Below are 24,329 nucleotides of genomic sequence, written 5' to 3'. Positions count from 1 at the left end.
AGTGGCTCGCGTTGTCGTCGACGTCATGCTCAAGCCCGAGATCCTCGACCCGCAGGGCAAGGCGGTGCACGGCGCGTTCGGCCGGCTCGGCTTCGACGGCGTGGCCGACGTCCGGCAGGGAAAGCGCTTCGAGATCACCCTGGACGGTGAGGCGACCGAGGAGCGGGTCGCCGAGATCCGGAAGGCCGCCGACACGCTGCTGGCCAACCCGGTGATCGAGGACTACACGCTGCACGTGGAGAACGGGCAGTGAAGATCGGGGTCGTCACCTTCCCGGGCTCGCTGGACGACGCCGACGCCCGCCGCGCGGCCGCGGTGGCCGGCGCCGAGGCGGTCGCGCTCTGGCACGGCGACGAGGACCTGCACGGCGTGGACGCGGTCGTCCTGCCCGGCGGATTCTCGTACGGCGACTACCTGCGGGCCGGTGCCATCTCCCGGTTCGCGCCGGTGATGGAGAGCATCATCCAGCGGGCCGGCGAGGGGATGCCGGTGCTCGGCATCTGCAACGGCTTCCAGGTGCTGTGCGAGTCGCACCTGCTGCCCGGCGCGCTGATCAAGAACCACCACCGCAAGTTCGTCTGCAAGGACCAGACGCTGCGGATCGAGAACAACACCACCGCGTGGACCAGCGACTACGACGCCAACCACGAGATCACCATCGTGCTGAAGAACCAGGACGGTTCGTTCGTCGCCGACGAGGCGACGCTGGACCGGCTGGAGGGTGAGGGCCGGGTGGTGGCCCGCTACCTGGGCAACCCGAACGGCTCGTACCGCGACATCGCCGGCATCACCAACGAGCGCGGCAACGTGGTCGGCCTGATGCCGCACCCGGAGCACGCCGTCGAGACACTCACCGGCCCGACCACGGACGGCCTGGGCTTCTTCACCTCGGTGCTGAAGGCCGTCGTCGCCTCCTGATGAGGTTCACCGGGCTGGTCCGCGCCGTGCTGCTCACGGCGGCGGTCCTGCTCCTGAGCAGCGGTACGGCGGCCGCGCAGCCCACTGGCCTGTTCGCGAAGGTCGTGGTCATCGGCGTACCCGGACTGACCTGGAACGACGTGAAGGCGTCGCCGGAGCTGACCGCGCTGGTGAACCAGTCGCACGTGGGCTCGATCACGGTGAAGACGGCCGGCCCGCACACCTGTCCGATCGACGGGTGGCTGACGATCAGCGCGGGCACCCGGGCGTGGGGAAGTGTTCCGGACCAGTCGTGCGGTGACCTGCCCGCGGTGACCAACGGCAAGGTGGCCGACTGGCAGACGTACGTCGACCGCCAGGCCGAGCACCACACGGGTGCACCGATCGGCCGCCTCGGCCAGACCGGGTACTCCATCTGCGGCTTCGGTCCGGGCGCTGCGGTCGCACTGGCCCGGACGGACGGCTCCCTCAGGCACTGGCAGCCCGAGTTCGACCCCGCCCAGTTGGCGAAGCCGGACTGCGGGGACGCGATCATCGACGCCGGTGCGCTGCCACCACGTGAAGGACGGGCCGAGGCGCGCGAGAAGGTCGCTCAGCTGGTTACGCAGGCCCGTGCGGCCGGCGGCTGGGTCCTGCTGGTCGGCGTCAGCCAGGAGCTCGCGAACGCGCATCAGGAGCCGCTGGTCGCGATGCAGTTGCCCCCGGACAACGGGCCGCGCTGGCTGACCAGCGACAGCACTCGCCGTCCGGGGCTCATCCAGCTCACCGACGTGACGGCGACCGTCCTCAAGGGCCGGACTCCGGCGAATGTCGACCCGGCGGGTTCCGCCGACGCGGCTCCGCTGGACGGTAACGAGATCCACTTCACCGGAGACCGTCACACCGATGCGGCGGCCGTCATCGAGGACCGGCTGGACGCCAACCAACGGTTCGAGCAGCCACGGCCGATGCTGTTCGCGGTGTCGCTGACGATCGTTGCGGCCGAGGTGCTCGCGCTGCTCTGGTTCTGGTTCCGGCGCTCGCCCGCGTCCCGACGTACCGCGGTGTTCACGTTGCTGATGCAGGGCGGGTTCTACCTCGCAGTCTTCCTCTCCACACTGACCGTCTGGTGGCGCTGGCCGTCACCCGGGTTCTCCTTGTACTGCGTGATCATCGGGATCAGTGCGCTGACTGCTTTGGTGGCACAGGTCGTGTTGAAGAAGTACGCGTACCTCGGCCTCGCGATAGCGGCGTACCTGATCCTGCTGGTCGACGGTGTGCTCGGTACGCCGCTGCAGGTCGGCAGCATGTTTGCTGACGGGCCTGTGATCGGTGGACGGTTCTACGGCTTCGGGAACTCCACCTTTGCGACGCTGGCGGTCGGAGCACTCGTCACTGCGGGCTTCGCGGCGCAGAGGCTCATCAGCAAGAGCAGGGTGCAGGCTGCGATCGCCGTACTGGTCGTCGGCGGTGCTGCGATCGTTGTGGACGGCAGACCGGGCTGGGGGACGGACTTCGGCGGCATCATCGCGCTGACCCCGGCCGTACTGCTCATGGCCTGGCTGACGTGGCGCGGGAGCATTTCACTGCGTGCACTGATCGGTGTGGGCGTGGCCGGCGTACTAGCTGTTTCTGCGGTCGCCTTCCTCGACTACCTGCGTCCGCCGGACCAGCGCAGTCACTTCGGCGCGTTCGTCGCCCGCCTCCTCGACGGCGATGTCAGCGACGTACTGATCCGCAAGCTGCAGATGGCAGTGCAGTTCTTCAGCGGTCCGGCCGGCTGGGCGATGCTCATCGCGGTCGTCCTCTGCATGCTGGGCACGCTCCTGCCGCACCGCGTGCCGTCCGAGTCGTACCGCACCTTCTACGACAGCCTCCCGATGGTCCGCCCCACCCTGCTGGCCCTGTCCACCTGCGGCCTCGTCGGCATGCTCCTCAACGACGCCGGCGTCGCCCTCCCCGCCATCATGACCGGCTTCGCCGTCCCCCTCCTGGTGGCCCATCTGATGGCTTCCCACCAGCCCGCTACCGTTTCACCTGAGTCCCACCTAGTGCAGGAGTCCTAAAGTGTCGACCGACACCGTCAGCAACGCCACGAGTACCCCGGACGTCGAGCAGCCGTGGGCTGAGCTCGGGCTGAAGCCGGACGAGTACCAGCGGATCCGGGACATCCTCGGGCGGCGCCCGACCAGCTGCGAGCTGGCGATGTACTCGGTGATGTGGAGCGAGCACTGCTCGTACAAGTCGTCCAAGGTGCACCTGAAGCGCTTCGGCGAGATCCCGCAGGAGACGCCGGCCGGGAAGATGCTGGCCGGTATCGGTGAGAACGCCGGCGTCATCGACATCGGCGAGGGGTACGCCGTCACGTTCAAGGTCGAGTCGCACAACCACCCGTCGTACGTCGAGCCCTACCAGGGTGCGGCGACCGGGGTCGGCGGCATCGTCCGCGACATCATCGCGATGGGCGCCCGCCCGGTCGCGGTGATGGACCCGCTGCGCTTCGGCCCGCTGGACGCTCCGGACACCAAGCGCGTGCTGCCGGGGATCGTGTCGGGCGTCGGCGGCTACGGCAACAGCCTCGGGCTGCCGAACATCGGCGGCGAGGTCGTGTTCGACCCGACGTACCTGGGCAACCCGCTGGTGAACGCGCTCTGCGTCGGTGTGATGCGGCACGAGGACCTGCACCTCGCGAACGCGACCGGCGTGGGCAACCAGATGATCCTGTACGGCGCCAAGACGGGCGGCGACGGTATCGGCGGAGTGTCGGTGCTGGCGTCGGAGACCTTCGCGGAGGGCGGCCCGACCAAGCGGCCGGCGGTCCAGGTCGGCGACCCGTTCATGGAGAAGCTGCTGATCGAGTGCACGCTCGAGCTCTTCGCCGCGAACGTCGTCGAGGGCATCCAGGACCTGGGCGGCGGCGGACTGTCCTGTGCGACCTCCGAGCTCGCCAGCGCGGGCGACGGTGGCATGCGGGTGTCGCTGGACAAGGTGCCGCTGCGGGATGCCTCGCTGTCGCCCGAAGAGATCCTGATGAGTGAGTCGCAGGAACGCATGATGGCCTGCGTCACCCCCGAGAACGTCGAGGCGTTCCTGAAGATCTGCGCCAAGTGGGACGTCCAGGCCGACGTGATCGGTGAGGTGACCGACACCGGGCGGCTGGAGATCGACTGGCACGGCGAGCGGGTCGTCGACGTACTGCCGGAGACCGTCGCGCACGAGGGTCCGGTGTACAACCGCCCGTACGAGCGGCCGTCCTGGCAGGACGAGCTGCAGGCGGACGGCGCCGAGAAGTTGCCGCGGGCAAGCAGTGGCGCGGAGCTGCGGGACACGCTGCTGCAGCTGGTCGCCTCGCCGAACCTGTGTGACAAGTCCTGGGTGACGGACCAGTACGACCGGTACGTGCTCGGCAACTCGGTGCTCGCGCAGCCCGAGGACAGCGGGATGATCCGGGTCGACGAGACCAGCGGCCTTGGCGTCGCGGTGTCGACCGACTGCAACGGCCGGTTCGCGAAGCTCGACCCGTACACCGGCGCCAAGCTGGCGCTCGCCGAGTCGTTCCGGAACGTCGCGACCACCGGCGCTCGCCCGGTCGCGGTCACCGACTGCCTGAACTTCGGCTCCCCGGAGGACCCGGCCGTGATGTGGCAGTTCACCGAGGCGATCCGCGGCCTGGTCGACGGCTGCAAGGAGCTCGGCATCCCGGTCACCGGTGGGAACGTGTCGTTCTACAACCAGACCGGCGAGACCGCGATCCTGCCGACCCCGGTGGTCGGTGTGCTCGGCGTGATCGACGACGTCACCCGCCGTACGCCGATCGGTTTCACGGCCGAGATGGAGGGCCACCAGCTGTACCTGCTCGGTGAGACCGAGGAGGAGCTGTCCGGGTCCGAGTGGGCGAACGTCGTCCACGGGCACCTCGGCGGGCGGCCGCCGGCGGTCGACCTGGCGGCGGAGCAGCAGCTGGCCGACATCCTGATCAACGCGTCCCGCGACGGGCTGATCGACGCGGCGCACGACATCAGCGACGGCGGCGTCGCCCAGACGCTGGTCGAGTCCGCGCTGCGTGGCGGCGTCGGCGCGCGGGTGTGGGCGCCGGACGGGCTCGACCCGTTCCTGTTCCTGTTCGCGGAGTCGGCCGGCCGCGCGGTCGTCGCCGTACCGCGGACCGAGGAGGTGCGGTTCACCGACATGTGCACCGCCCGCCGCTTCCCGCACGCGAAGATCGGCGTCATCACCGGCGACACCCTCGACGTCCAGGACCAGTTCGAGGTCCCGCTGACCGAGCTGCGCGAGGCCTGGACGGCAACCCTGCCCTCCGTCCTCAACTGACGGTTGTGTGACCCGGGCGCCGCTGGTGCCCGGGTCACCTGTCCGTGGTTCGCTGCGGTGCGGATGTCAGCCGACCAGCGCCACCCGCTGGGTCGCCTCGGTCAGCACCTTGGTGAGTCCGGCCTGGTCCTGGGGACGACCGGCGACCGTGATCTCGATGTACGCGCGGCGGCCGTTCTCGTAGGTGTCGACGAAGCGGGTGGCGACCCACCGCTGACCGCGGGCGCCGTCGCGGTAGGTGTAGGTGATCTGCGTGTAGGCGACGCGCGGCGCGTCCCAGCCGACCTTCGACGGCGTGCTGCCGTTGCCGCGGTACTTCAGCTTGAAGCCGGCGACGCCGTGCAGGGCGTGGACCCGCTGGTCGGCGGCGCGGCTCGTGCTGACCTTGCCGCCGAGGCCGCCGTTCACGCGCAGCATCCACGTGTTCGAGCTGTCGGTGAACTTCGCCTGCTCCCGGCTGAGCTGGGTGAACTTCCAGCCCGTCGGCGCGTAGACCGCGACGTTGCAGTGGCTCCCGCGGCCCCAGCACTTGTAGCTGAAGTGCAGGCTCGCCGGCTTGAGCGCCGGCTTGGCGTGCGCGGTGACGGCGGCGGTCCGGGCCGGAACGGCGGCATCGCTCGGCGCGATCCCGAGGACCAGCGCCGCGGCGCCGATGATCGCAGCGCCGGCCAGAACGCGAGCGGTGAGGGTCTTCTTCATGGTTCTCGTCTCCATCGTCAAGGGGCTCCGTTCGGCCCGTCGAGATCAGAGATGACTCGGTGGCGCCGCGACGTTGAGTGCCGGATCTGTGATCAGCGTCTCTGCCGGACCCGGCAACCAAGTGCGCCCGATGCGGCGTCAGAAGACGCCTTCCGGGACGTCTGGCACACTCGGAGGGACGAGTGTGAGGTGAGGCGGATGGCGGAGCGGCGACCGGTGAAGCCGTCCGATCTGGTGGGGATGGCTGCGGCTGCGGGGCAGGAAGCTCGGGTCGTGGCGGCTCGGCGGCGGATGGCCACGATCCGATTGACCGACGAGGATCGGCGGGTCGTCTCGGACGAGTTGGCCGAGCAGTTCGCGATCGGGCGGTTGGACGAAGGCGAGTTGCATCGGCGGGTCGACCTGCTGAACACCGCGGCGACGCATGGGGAGTTGGAGCCCGCCTTGGCTGGGTTGCCGGTGTCCTCGTTGTACACGCCGCCGGCGCGGAAGCCGGGGAAGTGGCGGTGGGCCGCGTTCGCTGGAGCCGTGTGGTTGGCGGTGCCGTTCGTGCTGGCGGGGTTGTTGTTCCTGGTGTTCGGGCGGGAGATCGCGGCGGCGATCTTCGGCGTACCCGCGGTGGTTTGGGTCGCGTACGCGTATCGGTGGGCCTCTAAGCCGCGGCGGGAGTCAGGTTCCTAGGGTCGACTCACGCGTGATCAGCTGCGTGGGGAGTTCCAGTACGCCGTGGTGTGGTTTGCCGGCGATTGCTTCCAGTAGGAGCGTGGCGGCGCGGCGGCCGAGATCTTCCAGGCGGAGGTCGACGCTGGTGAGGGGCGGGCGGCTGGCGAGCGCCATGACGGGCCAGTTGTCGTAGCCGGTGACCGCGATGTCCTCGGGTACCGAGTGGCCGAGTTCGCGGAGGCGATCGCAGACACCGCGGGCGATCTGGTCGCTGCCACAGCTGATCGCGTCCGGGTGCTGACGCAGTACCAGATCGGTGGCTTGGCGGCCCCAGCGTTCGCTCCAGTCGCCGTAGAGCGGCTCACCGCAGAGAGCAGTGCCCGCTGTTGTGGCGACGGCTTGGGCGCGTTCGGCGGCGGAGCGGTGGTGGGCGGGACCGGTGATGTGGGCGATGCGAGTGCGGCCGAGGCGGAGCAGGTGGGTGATGGTGGCGGCGGCGCCGGCCGCGTCGTCGACGATCACCGAGGCGTCCGCCGGGTCGGTCGAGGCGGCCAGCGCGTAGACAACCGGCAGCGGTACGTCGATGCGCGCCCGGGGCTCGGTCCGGCGGCCGGTGACGACGATGCCGTCGACGCCGCGCGCGACAAGGGAACGCAGGTAGGTCTGCTCGCGCAGCGGGTCGTCGCGGGTGTCACAGAGGACAGTCGCCAGCTCGCCCGCGCTGAGCACGTCCTCGACGCCGCGCATGATCGGGATGCTGAAGCGGCCCGAGCTGTCGGTGGTCAGCAGCGCCACGGTGTACGTCCGGCCGGACGAGAGCGCGCGGCCACGGGCATCGGGCGTGAACCCGAGCGTCGCTGCGGCCCGGCGTACCCGGTCCCTGGTCTCCTGGCTCAGCTGGCCGGTGTTGCTGAGGGCCTTCGACGCGGTGCCGGCGGACACCCCGGCGAGCGCGGCGACGTCCACCATCCGCACGCCTGGCCTGTTCATTCCTGTTTCCTTCCGGTCGTTCGGCGAAGCGTATCAGGAGCCACTCGGAGACCTTTCTGACCTGCGGTTTGATCTTGACCGGCACGGGTGTCAGTCCTACGTTGTCAACGACGGAAAACGTGTGCGGTCTTTCCGTCACAGTGATGTCCGCCCCCGTCACGCGAAAGGCCTCGCCATGCCCGAACCCACTCCAGAAGGAATGCCCCGACGTGACTTCCTTGCTGTCTCCCTCGCCGCGGCGGCAGTCGTGACTGCCATCGACCCGGCCCCTGCCGACGCCGCCCGACCGTCCGGACCACCGGCCGGCCGCGGCGGGCACTACGTCCCGCAGCGCGCCCCGCTCCGGCCGGTCCCGTTCCAGAAACTCCCGCCCGGTGCGATCGAGCCGCGCGGCTGGCTCGCGCAGCAACTCGCGCTGCAGGTCGACGGGCTCTGCGGCCGGTACGACGAGATCTCGGACTTCCTGGTCTACGAGACCAACGGCTGGGTCGACCCGGCGCTGGGAGCCTGGGAGGAGCTGCCGTACTGGCTCCGTGGCTTCGGCGACCTCGGGTACGTCACCGGAGACAGCGGCGTACTGACCCGGACACAGCGGTGGATGGACGGGATCCTCGCGACACAAGCGGCCGACGGGTGGTTCGGTCCGGAGCGGCTGCGGACCTCCCTGGAGAACGGTCCGGACTTCTGGCCGGGCATGCCGCTGCTGGCCGCGTTCCGGTCCTGGTACGAGTACTCCGGTGACGAGCGGGTCATTCCGTTCATGACGAAGTACCTGCGGTTCCAGAACACGCAGCCGCCGGAGGTGTTCAACCGGTCGTGGGGTGCGTTCCGCTGGGGCGACAACATCGACAGCGCGTACTGGCTCTACAACCGCACCGGGGAGCAGTGGCTGCTCGACCTGGTGACGAAGATGCACAGCGGGTCCGCGGACTACGTCAACGGCATTCCCAACTGGCACAACGTCAACCTGGCGCAGGGTTTCCGGGAGCCGTTGCAGTACTGGCTGCTGTCCGGAGACGCCAAGCATCGAGAAGCGACGTACCGGAACTATGCGACGGTCATGGGGCTGTACGGCCAGTTCCCAGGTGGTGGATTCGCTGGGGACGAGAACTCGCGACCCGGGTTCGGTGACCCGCGTCAGGGGTTCGAGACGTGCGGGATCGTCGAGTTGATGCACAGCTGCGAGCTGCTCACCCGCTTCACCGGTGACGTCGCGTGGACGGACAGATGTGAGGAGCTGGCGTTCAACTCGCTGCCGGCGTCGTACGACCCGCAGCAGCAGGTCATGCACTACATCACCTGTGCCAACAGCGTGCAGCTCGACGACCGGCGGAAGCACGGGCAGTTCCAGAACCCGTTCGCGATGCAGTCCTTCAAGTACGGCGTACACCAGTACCGCTGCTGCCCGCACAACTACGGCATGGGCTGGCCGTACTACGTGCAGGAGCTCTGGCTGGCCACTACGGACAACGGCCTCGCTGCGTCGATGTACGCCGCCAGCAAGGTGACTGCGACGGTCGGAGCGGGTGAGACGGTCAGTGTCGTCCAGGACACGGAGTACCCGTTCTCGGACACCATTGCGTTCACGGTGCAGACGCAGCGACCGGTCCGATTCCCCTTCTACCTAAGGCGTCCTGGATGGGCGCAGGACGTCACGGTGAAGGTCAACGGACAGACGGTGCAGACGTCTGGTGACTGGATGAAGCTGGACCGCACCTGGCACACAGGTGATCGCGTCGAGCTCACACTGCCGATGCGCACCACGACGCGGGTGTGGGACGACAACCAGCACTCGGTGTCGGTCGATCGCGGCCCGCTGACCTACTCGCTGCAGATCGACGAACGCTACGAGCGCATCGGCGGTACCGACGAGTGGCCGGAGCTCTCGGTCTACACGGAATCGCCGTGGAACTACGGTCTGGTCGCTGACGCGTCCTTCGACGTCGTACGACGGGAGGCGGGCGACAACCCGTTCACCACGGACGGAGTGCCGCTCGCACTGACCACACTGGCCCGGCGGATCCCGCAGTGGGAGACAGACACCGAGGACGTGGTCGGACTGCTCCAGCCGGGGCCAGCGCAGTCAGACGAACCTGTGGAGACCGTGACCCTCATACCGATGGGTGCGGCCCGCCTGCGGGTCACGTCGTTCCCACAGGTCGCTGCAGACGGCAAGGAGTGGAGCTACCGCACCAGGATCACCGCGTCCCACGTGAACGACGGTGACTCGCTCGAGGCACCAGATTCCGGCCGTACGCCGGAATCCTCTGCAGACACGTCGATTCCGCGCTTCACCTGGTGGGACCGCCGCGGTACGACGGAATGGATCGAGTACGACCTACGCTCGGTACGGGAGCTGTCCGAGGTTTCGGCGTACTGGTTCGACGACACAGGCTCCGGTCAGTGTCGTGTCCCGCAGTCCTGGCAGGTGCTGTGGCTGGACGGTGAGACGTGGCAGCCGGTCCAGAACACCACGCCGTACGACGTGGCGGTGGACCGGCTCAACACGACGACCTTCACACCGATGCGGACGCAGTACGTCCGGGTGGAGGCCGTACTGCGTCCGACGTACTCCGGAGGCTTGCTCCAGCTCCTAGCTACTTGACGGGCGTCGGGCTGACGAACAAGGAGACCTCGCCCTCGGCGAACGCGGAGGCGTCGTCGACGTACCAGTTGCCGGGCGGGGACTTCACCGACTCGTGGTTGGGGCCGTCGCTGGTCAGGTACTCGATCTCGCGGACACCGCGGGACCTGACCAGCGGCAGCACCTGATCGATGGTCTTGTTCTTCACCGTCAGCCCGGCCAGCACCTCACCCTTGTCCGTCGCCGACGACGAGGTGTGGACGTAGAGCTCGCCCTGCTTCGCCACGCGGCCGAACTGGATCTCGGTCTTGCCGTCGTAGTTCTTCGGCAGCTCGACACCCTCCTGGCAGCCCGGGTCCGAGGCGTTCAGCGTTCCGTTGCACTGCTCGCCCGGCTCCAGCATTCTGAGCTGGCCCATGTCCTTGTCGTTGCGCCCGCTGAAGCTGATCATCCTGCCGACCCACGGCGGGCTCACCGGGACGCTCAGGACCGTCACGTCCAGGCCCATCTTCCTGAACTCGGCGTTGTAGCGCTTCGGGTCCGCGTTCGGGTCGACCACCCGAACGATCAGCTTGTCGCCGCGTTCGGTGAACGACAGCGCCTGCGGCTGGTTCTGGTCCGGGCGGTTGACCACGGTCGCCGCGACCACACCGCCGATCAGCAACGTGCAGGCGGCGGCCAGCACGAGCCGGCGGGGCTGTGAGCGGCGTAGGGGCCGTACTACCGGAGCCGACTCGTCTGTGGTGACGGCGTCCGCAAGGTCACTCCAGGCGTTGTCCGAGACGCTGTCAGTGGACTGGTGCGGGTTGAGGCCGCGGACAGCGGCGTCGATGTCATGCGTCTTCATGGGAAACCCCTTCTTTCAGGGTGGACTCAGTGCTGAGAGCGACCACGATGCGGTTCGCGAGTGGGGCGGTGAGCAACTTGGCGAACCGCTTCCGGGCGCGGTGCAGCCTGATGCGTACGGCGTTGCGTGAGATGCCGAGGACTGTGGCTATCTGGCCCGTGTCGAGCTCCTCCCACGCGACCAGCGACAGCAGTTCCCGGTCCTGTTCCGGCAATGCGCGGAAGGCACGTGCCGCGGGAGTGTCCTCCAGCAGCGGGTGTGCCGGTTCGGCGTCGCTGAGCTCGCCACGGAGCTTGGTCGCCAATGCGTGCCGGCGGCCCTCACCGCGGCGGTGGTTGGCGAGTACCCGGCGCGCTACGCCGTACAGCCATGGTCTGGTCTGTGGGTCGAGCGGTACGTCGTCCAGCCGGCGCCAGGCGACCAGGAACGTGTCGGCGAGCAGGTCGGCCGCGTCGTGGCCGCTGTCGGTCCGGCGGCGCAGGTACCCGAGCACCGCCTCCCGATGCGTCGCGAAGACCTGCTCGAACCGCTCCCGGCGCGCATTTGGTGGTGGGTCGTGCACGACTCCCTCACTCACCGGCCCACTCCGAGCCTCGATCGGTATCAGCGTCATACCCGGTAGATGTCCACCAGCCCGTCCACCCATTTCACCGCACCGAGATTGCAGCTTCCTGCAGCTTTCTGTGTGGGTTCGATGACCACGAGTACCTGAGAGAATCAGGCTGGGGCCAGTCGAGGGGGGAACCTGTGGGGAACGATCCGGCGTTGGAGCACATGCTCCTGGAGCACCTACGGTTCGCGCCGTTGACCCAGGCGGAGCTGGTCCGCCGTACCGGTGCGAGCAACCAACGGGTCCAGGCCTCCCTGGACACGCTGATCCGTGAGGGGTTCGTCGTACGGCGCCTGCAGGACGACGGCCCCGACGACTACGAACTGACCGAGGCCGGCACCGGCCGCCTGGGCGTGATGCTGGACCTCACCAACTCGCCACTCAGAACCATGGGAAAGCTCTTCGCAGCGACCGTGGCCGAAACGATCCGGCCCCGGCAACCCCAGTCGGACCCGAGGGAGGCACGGCGGGCAGGGTGGACGCTGATCGGCTGGATGCTGCTGCCGGTTCTGATCGTGGGCTTGTTCATCGGTGGGTCCATCGTGTCCGGGCAGGCGGATCTGTCCACTGCGGTGCTGTTCGTCATCGTTGCCGTCGGTGCCTTGGCCTGGAAGTTCGGCGGAAGCGGCAGGCGACGTCAGCCAGTGTCTGGAGTACCGAGTTCTGCAGCAGCTGCGGTGCGGCGACGTCCACAGCCCCGTCCGGAGCCTGCGGCGAAGTTCGCGGCTGCGCCGGCACGGACGGACCGCGAGTTGGTCGTGAGCCTGGCGAAGATCCTCGCCGCCGGGCTGCTGTTCGCAGGCGTCATCATCCTGACGAACCCCAGTGCAGTCTTGCTGCTGGTTCTCCTCGTGGTGACGGCAGGCAACATGTTCTTGGCGTATCGAGACTGGGCCAAGAAGCGCCGTTCGGAGTGAACTAGCCTGTGGGTGTGGACGCTGTATTGCGGTTGGCGGTGGCGGCCGACGGGCCTGCGGTGGCCGGGTTGGCTCGGGCTGCGGTGGAGACGCAGTTCCCGGCGTACTACGACGCCGTACAGACAGCCAGCGCGGCCGAGCACATCACCACGCTGGACACCGCACTGATCGACGACGGCACCTACTACGTGCTGGAGGCGGGTCGTGAGGTCGTCGCCTGTGGTGGGTGGAGCAGGCGGAACAAGCTGTTCAATGCGAGTACGGCGGGAGCGGACGAACGGCTGCTCGACCCGGCGACCGAGCCGGCCCGGATCAGGGCGATGTTCGTCCGCGCGGACTGGACGCGGCGTGGACTCGGCCGGGCGATCCTGACCGCTTGCACCGACGCAGCGCGGGCGGAGGGGTTCACCCGCCTCGCACTCATGTCGACGCTGCCCGGCGTACCGCTCTACAAGGCTTTTGGCTTCACCGAGGTGGAGCCCGCCCAGCTACCGATGCCGGACGGCACCACGCTCGCCGGTGTCGCGATGGAACGACCAATTGAGGAGACTGCATGACCGCCGGTACTACTGTCACCGCCCCTGACGGCACGGAGGTCGTGCTCGGTGAGATCGGGACCCGCGTGCTGCTGAAGAACTCACGCGTGCGCGTCTGGGAGGTGTCGCTGCAGCCCGGCGAGGCCCAGGGCTGGCACCTGCACCACAACCCGTACGTCGTCCTGTGCCTCTCGACCTCGCCCTGCCACATGGACTGGCTGGACGGCAGCCCGGCGCGACAGCTGAGCGAGACGGTCGGCGGCTCGGTCTACCGGCCTGTGTCGCCGGTGCACATGCTCACCAACGACGGCGACGCGCTGTACCTCAACCGCCTCATCGAGGTGCTCGACCTCGGCGAGGAGGCCTCCGGCGACCCGTACTTCGGCGTTGCCGGCGTCCCCGCCGAGTCCAGCTTCGAAGAGGCCGGTGAGATCCCCGCCAAGGTGGTCGTCGACGAGGACGACGTACGCGTCCAGCACGTCACCCCTGAGGCCGGCGAGTCGTACACCTGGCGCACCGGCGCCTACCCGGCCCTGGTCGTCGACCTGGACCTGGCGAGCCCGGACGTCACCTACGTCGAACCCGGCGAGAGCTACACGCTCCCCGCCAAGCCAGAGCGCACCTCCGGCTTCAACCTGGTAGAGCTGCGCTACTACAGCAGCCCGCGCACCTGAGCCGCGTCGCGAGCCGCCAGCACAGCGGCAGTGTCGACCCGTCCCAGGTCGGCCTGCCGTAGCTGGGCCTTCACCAACGGCACCTGTGGTCCGACAGCGCTCAGTTCGGTGACACCGAGGGCAGCAAGCAGTACGGCGGCCTGTGGGTCGCTAGCCAGATCGCCGCAGACCGCGACGCGGACACCGGCGTTGCGGACGACATGGTCGATCAGCTGGAGTACGGCGGGATCGAGACCGTCGGCGAGCGGTGCGACGGCGGCGTTGGTCCGGTCGGCAGCGGTCGTGTACTGCGTGAGGTCGTTGGTGCCGATGCTGACGAAGTCGAGCTCCGTCGCGAGACTGCCGACGCGCAGCGCCGCTGCGGGGACCTCGACCATGATGCCGACCTCGAGACCGTCCCGCGGGCCGAGTTCCTGCAACGCCCACGCGACCTCGTCGGCGGTCGTCACCATCGGGAACATCACGTGCACCGGCGTCTCGGCCGCCGTACGCCGGACCGCTTCGAGCTGATCGCGGAGCAGTTCGGGGCGGCGGCGGAAGACCCGGAGGCCGCGTTCGCCGAGGAACGGGTTCGCCTCGCGGTCCTGCGGGAGGAACGGGAGCGGCTTGTCGCCGCCGATGTCCCAGGTCCGGATCGTGATCGGCTTGCCGCCGAGGGCCTGTGCGATGGCGCGGAACGCGTCGACCTGCTCATCGACGGTCGGCGCCGTACGGCGATCCCCGAAGAGCACCTCGGTGCGCACCAGCCCGGACCCGTCCGCTCCGCGCGCGTCGACGGCATCCTGGATCACGCCCACGTTCACGAGCACATCGATCGTCCGACCGTCGCGGGTGGTGGCGGGCCGGTCCGCGTCCTCGATCGCGATCGAACGCTCGCCCTCGCGCTCCGTGATCGTCGCGCGGACCCGGTCCTCGTCGGGCGCGACCTCGAACGAGCCGGTCCGGGCGTCGAAGGAAACGACTGCACCCGGCGGCACCTCGACGTTCCCGATCCCGGTGATCAACGGAATCCCTCGCGACCGAGCCACGATCACCCCGTGCCCGGTCGTCCCCGCCGCCCGCACGGCGATCCCCGCGATCCGCGTCGCGTCGAGAGTGGCAGCAGTCGCCGCATCCAGCTCCGGTACGACGAGGATGCCCTCCGTCGGCGCCTTTTCGGTCACTCCGACGAGCAATCGCAGTACCCGATCGCGTACGGCGCGGACGTCCTGCGCTCGCTCGCGCTGGTACTCGTCGTCGAGCCCTTCGAACGCAGTCGCCAGCGCGCCGTACACCTGCTGCCACGCAGCCGGCGCCGATGCGCCTGCCGCGATCGAACCTCGTACGTCGTCGAGCACCTTGCGATCGCCCAGCAAGGCGAGATGTGCCGCGAAGATGTCGCCGTGCAGGTCCCGCAGTTCACGGAGCTGGTCACCCGCGGTCGCGAGCGCGTCGTCCAGCCGGCCAAGCTCGTTGTCCCCGGCAACATAATCACCGAGTTCGATCTGAGCCCCCGCGAGGACGGCCGGCCCGATCGCCACGTCCAGCCCGGACCCACCAGGAGCTGAGCCAATCGGCTGCGACCCCGCCGGAGCGAGCTCCGGGAAGCCGTCGCCGAAGTTCTGTTTCGCCAGTTCCTCGACTGCCGCCAGCGCCTCGGCCGCCTGCTGGCCGCTCGCACCCACCCGCAATCGGTGGCCCTGCTGGGCGTTCAGCGTCGCCACCATGCTCAAGCTGCCCGCGTCGACAGGCCCCTTGCCGGTGTCCAGGTCGGTGAGCGCCACGACCGCGTCGAAGCCGTTGACCAGCCCCACCAACCGCGCCGCCGGCCGGGCATGCAGGCCGTGCTCGTTGCCGACAACCAGCTCGACGGTGCGATCGGCCTCAACAACCGGAGCAGTCTCGGTGGTGGCGACGCCGAGGTGATCCTGCTTACCGGCCAGCCCTCGCTCGGCCTCCGCAGCAACCGCATCCAAGGACGCATCGGTCGACGCGGTGACAACCGCAGCCACCAGGCCCTCCACCAGCGGCGCACTTGTCAGCCGCACCCGGGCGGCCAGCTCGGGATCGACGAACTCCAGCGCCATCTCGGCGCTCAGCACCGCGCTGCCCAGATCGAGCAGCACCAGCACGCCATCCGGACTGTCGGCGGCACCAAGAGCTTCCGAGACCGCCATCGCGTCGGTCCCGAACGTCGTCGCGTCCAGCCCCGCGGCGACCGCGATCACCGGGCGCTTGTCCTCGGCAACCATCTCCGCGGCGAGCCCGACCGCCGCATCAGCCAGCGCGCGGCTGTGCGACACCACCACGATCCCGATCATGGCAGCGTTCGGGCAGCGGACTCCAAGATCAGCGTCGTACTCGTCGCGCCGGGATCCTGATGGCCGGCGCTGCGTTCACCCAGGTAGCTCGCGCGGCCCTTCCGTGCGACCAGCGGGATCGTCGCGTCCCGGCCCTTCGCCGCGGCCTCGGCGGCAGCAGTGAGCGCCGTACCGAGGTCTGATCCGCCCGCCACCGCGGCGTCGTACGCCTCCAGTGCCGGCGCCCAGGCGTCGTACATGGTCTTGTCGCCGAGCTCCGCCTTGCCGCGGGCAAGGACCCCTTCGACCCCGGCGTGCAGTCCCTTCCCGATCGTCTCCGGCGTCAGGTCGGCCCCGGCGAGCGCGGTCCCGAACCGCAGGAAGAACGTCCCGTACAGCGGCCCGCTCGCCCCGCCGACCTTGCTGACCAACGTCATCCCGGCCTTCTTCAGCAGCTCGTCGGCGCTGTCGAACGACGTCTCGTCCAGCACCCCGACCACCGCCTGGAACCCGCGATCCATGTTCGCGCCGTGATCGGCATCCCCGATGGCCGAGTCCAGTTCGGTCAGGTACGCCGCGTTGTCGTGCAGCGAAACAGCGACATCACGCAACCAGCTGACGAATGAATCGACTCCCATGCTCACGCGCCCCAGCGTAGGCCGGGGGTGTTCACCGGGGCGTCCCAGAGACGTACCAGGTCGTCGTCCACCTTCAGGAGCGTGACCGAGCAGCCGGCCATCTCCAGCGAGGTGATGTAGTTGCCGACCAGCGAGCGGGCAACCGTGATGCCCGCGCGGTCGAGGAGCTGGGCGACCTCGTTGTACATCAGGTACAGCTCGAGCAGCGGCGTACCGCCCATGCCGTTGACGAACGCGATCACCGAATCGCCTTGCTGGTAAGGAAGATCCGAGACCACCGGGTCGACGAGCATCGCGGCGACGTCGCGCGCCGGAGCCAGCGGCAGCCGCTGCCGGCCGGGCTCGCCGTGGATGCCGATGCCGACCTCCATCTCGTTCTCGGCCAGTTCGAACGTCGGTTTGCCGGCGGCCGGGACGGTGCACGACGTCAGCGCCATACCCATGCTGCGGCCGTTGTCGTTGACGCGCTTCGCGAGGTCCGCGACCTCCTGCAGCGGGCGGCCCTCCTCGGCGGCCGCACCGACGATCTTCTCCAGCAGCACGGTCACGCCGACGCCTCGGCGACCGGCCGTGTAGAGGCTGTCCTGCACGGCGACGTCGTCGTTCGTCACCACCGACAGCACCTCGGTGCCGGCGTCGGCGGCGGCCAGTTCGGCGGCCATCTCGAAGTTCATCACGTCGCCGGTGTAGTTCTTCACGATGTGCAGTACGCCGGCGCCCGCGTCGACCGCCTTGGTCGCGGCCATCATCTGGTCCGGCACCGGGGAGGTGAACACCTCACCGGCGCAGGCCGCGTCCAGCATCCCGAGCCCGACGAACCCGCCGTGCATCGGCTCGTGCCCCGACCCGCCGCCGGAGATCAGCCCGACCTTGCCGGGTCTCGGCGCGTCCTTGCGGTAGACGATCCGGTTCTCCAGGTCCACCCGGAGCCGGTCCGGGTGCGCCGCCGCCATCCCCTGCAGCGCTTCACTCACAACATCGGCCGGGTCGTTGATGAGCTTCTTCATGGTCCCCATCTGAGCACACCCAGGCCCGGAACGGGAGACCCCGAATCAGGCCGCCTCGACCTCGGAGAGCAACGGGATCGAGCGGATCGGCCGACTGATCGTGAGCAGTACGGAGCCGATCGCGAGCAGCCCGCCGAAGATCAGCAGAGCGCCCCGCGCGCCGAGCGTTTCCAGGAACAGGCCACCGAGGAACGGGGCCAGCGGGGCCGCGCCGTTGGACAGGAACATGAACGCACTCTGCGCCCGCCCCTGCAGGTGGTCCGGCGTGATCAGCATCTGATAGCCGAACAGGCCGGAGTTCAGTGCGGGCAGCAGGAAGATCGCCAGTGCCGGAAGCAGGATCAGTACGACGGGTCGCGTGCTCGCCGCTGTACCCGCGAACGTGACCGTGATGATCCAGGCGCCGACGATCGTGATCCGGCCGGTGGTGAACCTGCCCAGCAGCTTGGGCGCCGCGAACGCGCCCATCAGGCCGCCGACCCCCATCGCCGTCTCCAGCAGGCCGATCACGGAGGCCGGTACGCCGCGCTGCTGCATGCTCAGGATCAGCACCAGGATCGTCCCGTTCGCCGCGAAGTTCAGCAGCGTCGCGACGATCGCGATCGTCCGCAGGTCGCGCTGGCGGAACAGCCAGGTCAACCCGGTACGGATCGCCTTCAGCATCGGCTCGTGCGCGCCGCCTTCGGGCTTCGTGGCGGGCAGTGGGTGCCGGATGGTGGTGAGCATGATCGCCATCACCAGGTACGAGACCGCGTCCACCGCGATCGGGATCGCCCGGCCGATCGAGTAGAGCAGGCCGCCGAGGGGCGCTCCTGCCAACTGCGCCAGGTTCTGCCGGCCGTGGGCGGCGGCGAGCGCGGTGCCGAGGTCCTCCGGCGGGACGATCTGCCGGAGCGCGCCGGTCTCGGCGGGCATGAACAAGCCGTAGCCCGCGCCGTTGACCAGGCCGACGACCATGAGGTGCGGGAGGGTCAGGTGGCCGAGCCAGCCCACGACGGCCACCGAGCCGAACAGGACGCTGCCGAGCAGGCTGTACCCGATCAGGATCTTGCGTCGGCTCCACCGGTCCGCCAGCGCGCCGCCCGGCAACGCCGCCAGGATCCCGCCGAGCGCGGCCGACGTACCGACGAGACCTGCCTGCACCGGGGAACCGGTGATCGCCAGGCCGAGCAGCGTGAACACGAACGAGCTCATCGAGGAGCCGATCGAGCTGATCGTCTGACCGGTGAGCAGCTTCAGGTAGTCACCGTTGTGCAGCAACCCCCGGGCGGTCATAACCGCGAGGGTATGCCGGTGTCAGGTCAGTCTTTGGGGCGCAGCAGCGGGCGGACGACCTCGCGGGCGTCGTGGATCCGGGACTTGACGGTGCCCAGCGGGGCGCCGACCACGGCGGCGATCTCCTCGTAGGACAGGCCGTAGACGTCGCGCAGCACCAGCGGAGTGACCATCTGCGGGCGGTCCCGCTCCAGCGTTTCCAGGGCCTCCAGGAGATCCAGGCGGGTGCCCGCGATCACGCTCGTGGTGCGCGGGTCCGGCCTCTCCATCTGCTCGGGGTTATGCGCGGCCTGGGCGGTGCGCTTCAGCTTGCGGTACGTCGAGCGCGCGGAGTTCGCCGCGACGGAGTGGACCCAGGTGGAGAAGCTGCTACGACCGGAGAACGAGTTGATCTTGGTGGCGATGTTGAGCAGTGCCTCCTGAGCGGCGTCCTCAGCGTCGGCGGAGTACGGCAGGACGCTGCGGCAGATCCGCAGGACGCGCGGATACACCTGCCGCAGCAGGTCGTCCATCGCGTTCTTGTCGCCCGCCTGCGCCTGCTCCGCGAGGGTGGCGAGGTCGTCGGTCGGACTGGTGCTCTCGCTCATCTGCGCCTTTGCTCGTGATCGGTCCCCGGTGAAGGACACTCCAATGACCCATAATGCCCTGTATGGGGGTCCCAACCAGACTCGGTCGATACGTCGTGCGCCGACGCCTGGGCTCGGGTGGTTTCGCCACGGTGTGGCTCGCTCATGACGAGCAGCTCGACGCCGAGGTGGCGATCAAGGTGCTTGCCGACAACTGGGGGCACGACGACTCGGTCCGGCATCGGTTCCTCGAGGAGGGCCGGTTCCTGCGCCGCGTCGAGTCCGAGCACGTCGTCCAGGTGCACGACGTCGGCGAACTCGAGGACGGCCGGCCGTTCCTCGTGCTCACGTACGCCGACCGCGGCACGCTCGCCGACCGCCTGAAGAAGGCGCCGCTGGAGCTGGCCGACGCCGTCGACGTGGTGGTCCAGGTCGGCCGCGGCCTGCAGGCGCTGCACCGGCGCGGCCTGCTGCACCGCGACGTGAAACCGGCGAACGTCCTGTTCCGCAGCACCGACGACGGCGAGCGGGCGGTGCTGTCCGACCTCGGGCTGGGCAAGTCCCTCGACGAGGTCTCCCGCATCACGATGCCCGGCGGCACCCCGTCGTACGTCGCTCCTGAGCAGGCGCTCGGTGAGCGGCTGGACCAGCGCGCCGACCAGTACTCGCTGGGCGCGGTCGCGTACGCCGCTCTGACCGGGCGGTCCCCGCACCAGGTCGACGGGCTGGGCGCCGCGAGCCGGGTCAAGGTCGCGCCGCCGCCGAGCTCACTCGGGTTCGAGCTGCCGGGTCAGGTCGACGCGGCGATCGTCCGGGCGCTGGACCCGGACCGGGAGAAGCGCTGGCCGGACGTGCAGTCGTTCACGCGGCAGCTCGTGGGCGCGCTCGACGAGAACACGCGCGACTTCCCGCTCTCGACCCGCGAGACAGTGATCGTCGCGTCCGACGACCTGGACGCGAAGACCGCGCTCAGCGACGAGAACCAGCCGACGATCGTGAAACCGGCCGAGCCGTCGGAGGCCGCGGAGGCTGAGACCGTCGCGGTGGAGAGCGCCGCGGTGGAGCCCGACGCCAGCGAGACCGACGCCGCTGAGGCTGAGACTGCCGCGGTGGAGACGGCGGCGCCCAGGAAGCGGCGGCGCGGGCGATGGGTGGTTGCGGCTCTGCTGGCGCTGGTGGTCGGCGGCGGCGTCGGGTACGGCGGCCACTGGTACCTCTCGGGCCGCAAGATGGTCCAGGTCTCAGAGGGCCAATTCTCGGTGACGCTGCCCGAGGCCTGGGCGCAGTCGATGGCCCAGTCGGACTGGACCGCACCTGGTGGCACCGGCAGTGCTCCGGCGTTCCGCGTCAGCCGTGATCCGGACTGGTCGGGGAAGACGCCGGGCGTGTTCATCGGAGTGTCGAAGTCGAAGCTGGCGGTCCCGGACGGCAAGCAGTGCGGCACCGAAGGCACTCCGCTGCCGCACATGGTTCGTGAACTCTCAGTAACCGACCGGTTGTCCGCCGACTGCTTCGGTGCCGATATCGTGCTCCTCCAACGAGTCGTCGATCACGGGGACGGCGGCTCGCTACTCGTACAGGTGGTCGTACCCGGATCGGATGTCTACCGAGCCACGGAGATCGCCGATTCGGTGCAGTACTCCGACTGAGGAAGTCCCCCATGCGTCTACCGACCGAACGGCTCCGGCCGTCGCCGGCGCTGCTCCAGTCCGCGCGCCGCAGGTTCTACCGGCTGCGCTCCACCATCTTCCGCACCATCTGGCCGGCCGACTGACGACTCGGCCGCCTGGGTACGTCGTGCTTCGTGATCGAGTCCTTCCACGAGTTCGACGTACCGGTACCCGGCGCCGCCATTCACGGCAGCCGCGGTGGCGACGGACCACCGCTCCTGCTCCTGCACGGCTTCCCGGAATCGCACGTCATGTGGCACCGGATCGCGCCGGTGCTTGCCCGGGAGTTCAGCGTCGTCGCGACCGACCTCAACGGGTTCGGTGACAGCACCTCCTCCGGCAACCAGTCGATGCGAGAACTCGCAAGGCTCCAGGTCGAGGCGATGAAACAACTCAGGTGTCCGACGCTGGTCCTCTGGGAGCAGGACGGCTCGGTCGGGCGCTGGTATGGCGACCCGATCGACATCTGGCGCAACTGGGCCGACGACGTCACCGGCGGCCCGGTCGCCTCCGGCCATTTCCTGCCCGAGGAGGCCCCGGAGGAGACGCTCGCCTGGCTGCTGCCCTTCCTGCACGGCAGCTAGGCCGTTGTACTACTCGACGGTGAGCCAGGTGATTCCCAGGCCCAGCACCCACAGGGCGCCGCCCAACCAGGCCAAGGTGTGGAGGCCGGCGGTAAAGGGAGTGGAGTGGCTGAGAGCGGTGCCGTAGAGGGCCACTCCGACGGCGCCGACGCCTTGCCGTGCCGTGTTGTTGACGCCGCTGGCCAGACCAGCGCGGTCCGGAGGCAGGGCGGCGACGGCGGCGTTGACCACGGCTGCGGTGAGGAAACCCATGCCGATGCCGAGGCAGACCTCGACAGGGACGACCGCGGCGTACCGACCGGTGGGCTGTACGGCGAGCAGACTGAAGGACCCGATGGCGCCCAGCGCCAGGCCGAACGACATCGGAAGCCGTGGGCCGAACCGGGCCGTGACCCGTCCGGAGACAGGCCCCAGAACCGCCAGCGGCAGAAGAACCGGCATCAGTTCCAGCCCGGCCTGCAGCGCGCTGTGGTGGAGGTGTTCCTGCAAGTAGAGCGTCAGTGCGAGCAGCGTGCCCAGACCGACCAGATTCATCAGGCCTGCGACCACATTGGCGCCGATGAAGTCGGCGCCGATGTGCACCCTGCGCGTGGTTCCGCGCTCGGGCGATCCGGCGCCGCGCAGAGCCTTCCGTCCCGCCGGCCGGAGTCGGCTCTGACCACCTTGGGCACCGATCAACCGTCTTTCGAGGCGAATTCTGGTTGACCTGCGCTCAAGGTGCTGACGGGCAAGCACTGCGGATCCCGCCCCTGGGATGGTGGGGAGTGCAACTGGCTGTTGTGGGTGGGTAATCGTCCCCAGTCTCGGGGCGCCGCCCCACCAACGCGCCGTACACCTGTCTGACGCGGGTCGCCGCGGGCTCGTGGGGCTGCTCTAGCCCGACAGCGGGGTGTCTCGGCGTTCGACGCTGTCGGTGGCGTGGTCGAGGATGTCGAGCAAGGCGTCTTTGTCCTGGGGGAGGCCTGTGGAGCTCATCTCGACAGCGCAGTTGCCGCTGTGGTCCGCGACCCAGCGCACGATGACGTAGCGCAGGACGCCCTCGGGGGAGAGTTCCTCGTCCGGCACGTAGGTGTAGGCGAGCGTGGCGTAGTTCGCTTCCACGTCCTGTGAAATGACCTTCACCATTTGGCTCGCCGAGATGCCCGCGAGCTGCTTGAGGCGCGCTGTCAGCGAGTCGGCGGGAGGCCGCGAGATCGTGAAGCCGGCTTCGATCCGGATCCAGCGCTTCTTGGTCCGGTCGGTGAACCGTCCGCTCTTCGGCGGATTCTGCTTGGTGTACTCCCAGTTCGACGGGACACGGACCGAGATCCGCGACTTGAACATGTCGGTCACCGTGAAGGTCCGGGTCGCGTAGCTCAGGTCATCGGCCTCGAGAGCCGGCGACTTGTCGTAGGTGACCTTGCGCGGCGGCCCGGTCGGGGTCGGCGTCGGGCTAGGCGTCGTACCCGGGGTGGAACCCACCGCGAGCGGTGCCGCCGTACCAGCGACGCTTGGCTCCTTGGTGAGGAAGAGGCCGACGCCGTAGCCTCCGGCTCCGCCTACGCCCGCGAGCGTCAGCAGACCGGCGCCGAGCATCGCGCGTCTACTCACTGTCCCCGCCATGCCCCACCTCCCCAGAGCTCTACTAACAGAAGACACCTCAGCCCCCGCAGAGGTTGCACCGGATACGTAACGATTCTGTGAAAAGGGTCAGCCGACCTCGCTGACCGAGGCGGTCGCCCGCTGCAGGACCTCGTCGAGGGCCGGGGCGTCCTGGGGGAGGCCGGTGATGCTCATCTCCACGTTGGTGAGTTCGCCGTTGATCGCGATCCAGCGGACGATCACGTAGCGCAGGGTCTCGTTCGGGATGAAGGTGTAGATCAGCGTGGCGACCGAGCGGGACTCGCCGTCGTCGCCGGTGATCACGTCGGTGGTCTGGCTGGAGATGCGGACGTCGTTCTCCGGCGCCTGGCTCTTCTTGAGGTCGACGATGAGCTGGGCCATCTCGTCCTTGGGAGTCTCTTTGGCCGGCGCGACCGCCTCGACCCGGACGCCGCGTTCCCTGAGCTTGTCGAGGTACTTGACCTCGCCGGGGCGCTTCGGATCCCTGGTGGCCATCCGCCAGCCCTGTGGCGTCTCGACCGAGAGCTGAACGGGCTCCGCGTCCTTCGGGCTCACGGTGAAGGTGTGGTTGGCGTAGTCCAGCCCGGTCTCGAGGGGCTCCAGGTTGTTCGGGACCGGGGTCTTCACCGGGATCGAGGGCTCGTTCGGCGTCGGCGTGGGGGAGGGGGAGATTTCGCCGAGGGGGCCGGCAGTGCCGGAGGCGGTTGGTTCCGGAGTGTCGAGGTAGTCGCCCGCGTAGTAGCCACTGCCGGCGCCGAGTGCCAGGGCCAGCAGCAGGAGGCCGGCCAGGAGGACTCGTCTCACGCGCACGTGGGCCATCTTCTCAGGCGAGGTGGGCAAGGCCCCAAAACCCTGGTGGAGCGCTTTTCACACCGGTCCCGACTGAATCCTTTCAACGAGGTCTTGACACCCTCCCGGGCCGTACGTAGCGTCCCCGTGACAAAAGTAACACGATCTTTCGG

The 24,329-nt window shown here is 68.9% G+C and carries 23 protein-coding genes and 1 pseudogene; 11 read left to right on the top strand and 13 right to left on the bottom strand.

The window, feature by feature from the left end; all coding sequences use genetic code 11:
* Nucleotide 1: 1 nt before the first annotated feature.
* From purS to purL, 4 genes are read left to right on the top strand one after another with little or no spacing between them, the layout of a single operon-like run.
* Nucleotides 2–253: a phosphoribosylformylglycinamidine synthase subunit PurS gene (purS, locus tag E0H45_RS08660; RefSeq protein ID WP_130387955.1), complete on the top strand. Its 252-nt coding sequence runs from the start codon at nucleotides 2–4 to the stop codon at nucleotides 251–253.
* Entirely contained in the window at nucleotides 250–918 is a 669-nt protein-coding gene (gene purQ, locus E0H45_RS08655) for a phosphoribosylformylglycinamidine synthase subunit PurQ (protein ID WP_131335882.1), read from the top strand. Before purS ends, purQ begins: the two co-directional genes overlap by 4 nt.
* A complete protein-coding gene (locus E0H45_RS08650) occupies nucleotides 918–2,963 on the top strand; it encodes a DUF2339 domain-containing protein (RefSeq protein ID WP_238154866.1) in 2,046 nt (681 codons plus the stop codon). Before purQ ends, E0H45_RS08650 begins: the two co-directional genes overlap by 1 nt.
* Before the next feature lies 1 nt (nucleotide 2,964).
* A complete protein-coding gene (gene purL / locus E0H45_RS08645; protein ID WP_131335878.1) occupies nucleotides 2,965–5,226 on the top strand; it encodes a phosphoribosylformylglycinamidine synthase subunit PurL in 2,262 nt (753 codons plus the stop codon).
* A gap of 66 nt (nucleotides 5,227–5,292) precedes the next feature.
* Here the strand turns inward: purL and E0H45_RS08640 are convergent, their stop codons facing one another.
* Nucleotides 5,293–5,925 carry a hypothetical protein gene (locus E0H45_RS08640; protein WP_165546387.1) on the bottom strand — a complete coding sequence of 211 codons (633 nt, stop codon included), beginning with the start codon at nucleotides 5,923–5,925 and terminating at the stop codon, nucleotides 5,293–5,295.
* 198 nt (nucleotides 5,926–6,123) lie between these two features.
* Here E0H45_RS08640 and E0H45_RS08635 point away from each other — a divergent pair, with 198 nt between their 5' ends.
* Nucleotides 6,124–6,606: a DUF1707 SHOCT-like domain-containing protein gene (locus E0H45_RS08635; RefSeq protein WP_131335874.1), complete on the top strand. Its 483-nt coding sequence runs from the start codon at nucleotides 6,124–6,126 to the stop codon at nucleotides 6,604–6,606.
* On the opposite strand, the gene E0H45_RS08630 is transcribed toward E0H45_RS08635, so the two are convergent.
* Nucleotides 6,595–7,578 carry a LacI family DNA-binding transcriptional regulator gene (locus E0H45_RS08630; RefSeq protein ID WP_131335872.1) on the bottom strand — a complete coding sequence of 328 codons (984 nt, stop codon included), beginning with the start codon at nucleotides 7,576–7,578 and terminating at the stop codon, nucleotides 6,595–6,597. The two genes, E0H45_RS08635 and E0H45_RS08630, sit on opposite strands and share 12 nt — an antisense overlap.
* Before the next feature lie 199 nt (nucleotides 7,579–7,777).
* Between E0H45_RS08630 and E0H45_RS08625 the strand changes: the two genes are divergently transcribed.
* Nucleotides 7,778–10,183 carry a beta-L-arabinofuranosidase domain-containing protein gene (locus tag E0H45_RS08625; RefSeq protein WP_131335870.1) on the top strand — a complete coding sequence of 802 codons (2,406 nt, stop codon included), beginning with the start codon at nucleotides 7,778–7,780 and terminating at the stop codon, nucleotides 10,181–10,183.
* Here the strand turns inward: E0H45_RS08625 and E0H45_RS08620 are convergent.
* Entirely contained in the window at nucleotides 10,176–11,009 is an 834-nt protein-coding gene (locus E0H45_RS08620; RefSeq protein ID WP_131335868.1) for a hypothetical protein, read from the bottom strand. The genes E0H45_RS08625 and E0H45_RS08620 overlap by 8 nt on opposite strands.
* The gene (locus E0H45_RS08615; protein ID WP_238154865.1) at nucleotides 10,996–11,586 is read right to left on the bottom strand and encodes an RNA polymerase sigma factor; all 591 of its coding nucleotides are present in this window, start codon (nucleotides 11,584–11,586) and stop codon (nucleotides 10,996–10,998) included. The genes E0H45_RS08620 and E0H45_RS08615 overlap by 14 nt, the downstream gene beginning before the upstream one ends.
* 170 nt (nucleotides 11,587–11,756) lie before the next feature.
* Between E0H45_RS08615 and E0H45_RS08610 the strand changes: the two genes are divergently transcribed.
* From E0H45_RS08610 to E0H45_RS08600, 3 genes are read left to right on the top strand one after another with little or no spacing between them, the layout of a single operon-like run.
* On the top strand, nucleotides 11,757–12,536 hold the full coding sequence (locus E0H45_RS08610; protein WP_131335866.1) for a MarR family transcriptional regulator: 780 nt from the start codon (nucleotides 11,757–11,759) through the stop codon (nucleotides 12,534–12,536).
* A 14-nt stretch (nucleotides 12,537–12,550) separates the two neighbouring features.
* A complete protein-coding gene (locus tag E0H45_RS08605; RefSeq protein WP_202872228.1) occupies nucleotides 12,551–13,093 on the top strand; it encodes a GNAT family N-acetyltransferase in 543 nt (180 codons plus the stop codon).
* Nucleotides 13,090–13,746 (top strand): cupin domain-containing protein, encoded by a 657-nt coding sequence (locus E0H45_RS08600; protein WP_131335862.1) that lies wholly within the window; start codon nucleotides 13,090–13,092, stop codon nucleotides 13,744–13,746. The genes E0H45_RS08605 and E0H45_RS08600 overlap by 4 nt, the downstream gene beginning before the upstream one ends.
* Here the strand turns inward: E0H45_RS08600 and E0H45_RS08595 are convergent.
* The 6 genes and pseudogenes from E0H45_RS08595 to E0H45_RS08575 form a co-directional block, all read right to left on the bottom strand.
* Complete coding sequence (locus tag E0H45_RS08595) at nucleotides 13,725–15,590, bottom strand: HPr family phosphocarrier protein (RefSeq protein ID WP_337590409.1); 1,866 nt, start codon at nucleotides 15,588–15,590, stop codon at nucleotides 13,725–13,727. The two genes, E0H45_RS08600 and E0H45_RS08595, sit on opposite strands and share 22 nt — an antisense overlap.
* A 54-nt stretch (nucleotides 15,591–15,644) precedes the next feature.
* Nucleotides 15,645–16,046 (bottom strand): annotated as a pseudogene (gene dhaM / locus E0H45_RS43770) (dihydroxyacetone kinase phosphoryl donor subunit DhaM); the annotation flags it as partial.
* On the bottom strand, nucleotides 16,043–16,663 hold the full coding sequence (gene dhaL, locus E0H45_RS08590; protein ID WP_131337700.1) for a dihydroxyacetone kinase subunit DhaL: 621 nt from the start codon (nucleotides 16,661–16,663) through the stop codon (nucleotides 16,043–16,045). The gene dhaL and the pseudogene dhaM, both read right to left, overlap by 4 nt.
* Before the next feature lie 2 nt (nucleotides 16,664–16,665).
* Nucleotides 16,666–17,670: a dihydroxyacetone kinase subunit DhaK gene (gene dhaK / locus E0H45_RS08585; RefSeq protein ID WP_131335858.1), complete on the bottom strand. Its 1,005-nt coding sequence runs from the start codon at nucleotides 17,668–17,670 to the stop codon at nucleotides 16,666–16,668.
* A 45-nt stretch (nucleotides 17,671–17,715) separates the two neighbouring features.
* The gene (locus E0H45_RS08580) at nucleotides 17,716–18,945 is read right to left on the bottom strand and encodes an MFS transporter (protein ID WP_131335856.1); all 1,230 of its coding nucleotides are present in this window, start codon (nucleotides 18,943–18,945) and stop codon (nucleotides 17,716–17,718) included.
* 26 nt (nucleotides 18,946–18,971) lie between these two features.
* Complete coding sequence (locus tag E0H45_RS08575) at nucleotides 18,972–19,532, bottom strand: RNA polymerase sigma factor (RefSeq protein ID WP_131335854.1); 561 nt, start codon at nucleotides 19,530–19,532, stop codon at nucleotides 18,972–18,974.
* A gap of 95 nt (nucleotides 19,533–19,627) precedes the next feature.
* Here E0H45_RS08575 and E0H45_RS08570 point away from each other — a divergent pair, with 95 nt between their 5' ends.
* A complete protein-coding gene (locus E0H45_RS08570; RefSeq protein ID WP_238154864.1) occupies nucleotides 19,628–21,160 on the top strand; it encodes a serine/threonine-protein kinase in 1,533 nt (510 codons plus the stop codon).
* A gap of 155 nt (nucleotides 21,161–21,315) precedes the next feature.
* Nucleotides 21,316–21,765, top strand: coding sequence for an alpha/beta fold hydrolase (locus E0H45_RS08565; RefSeq protein WP_131335850.1), 450 nt, complete (start codon nucleotides 21,316–21,318; stop codon nucleotides 21,763–21,765).
* A gap of 9 nt (nucleotides 21,766–21,774) precedes the next feature.
* Here E0H45_RS08565 and E0H45_RS08560 read toward each other — a convergent pair whose 3' ends face one another.
* From E0H45_RS08560 to E0H45_RS08550, 3 genes are all read right to left on the bottom strand, one after another.
* Nucleotides 21,775–22,347, bottom strand: coding sequence for an MFS transporter (locus E0H45_RS08560; protein ID WP_131335848.1), 573 nt, complete (start codon nucleotides 22,345–22,347; stop codon nucleotides 21,775–21,777).
* A gap of 291 nt (nucleotides 22,348–22,638) precedes the next feature.
* Nucleotides 22,639–23,367, bottom strand: coding sequence for a hypothetical protein (locus tag E0H45_RS08555; protein WP_131335846.1), 729 nt, complete (start codon nucleotides 23,365–23,367; stop codon nucleotides 22,639–22,641).
* Between the two features lie 87 nt (nucleotides 23,368–23,454).
* Nucleotides 23,455–24,171, bottom strand: a complete 717-nt coding sequence (locus E0H45_RS08550; RefSeq protein WP_165546386.1) for a hypothetical protein — start codon at nucleotides 24,169–24,171, stop codon at nucleotides 23,455–23,457.
* Between the last annotated feature and the right edge of the window lie 158 nt (nucleotides 24,172–24,329).

Source organism: Kribbella soli, assembly GCF_004331345.1.
Classification (GTDB): domain Bacteria; phylum Actinomycetota; class Actinomycetes; order Propionibacteriales; family Kribbellaceae; genus Kribbella; species Kribbella soli.
This window is presented reverse-complemented; position numbering and strand designations above follow the sequence as displayed.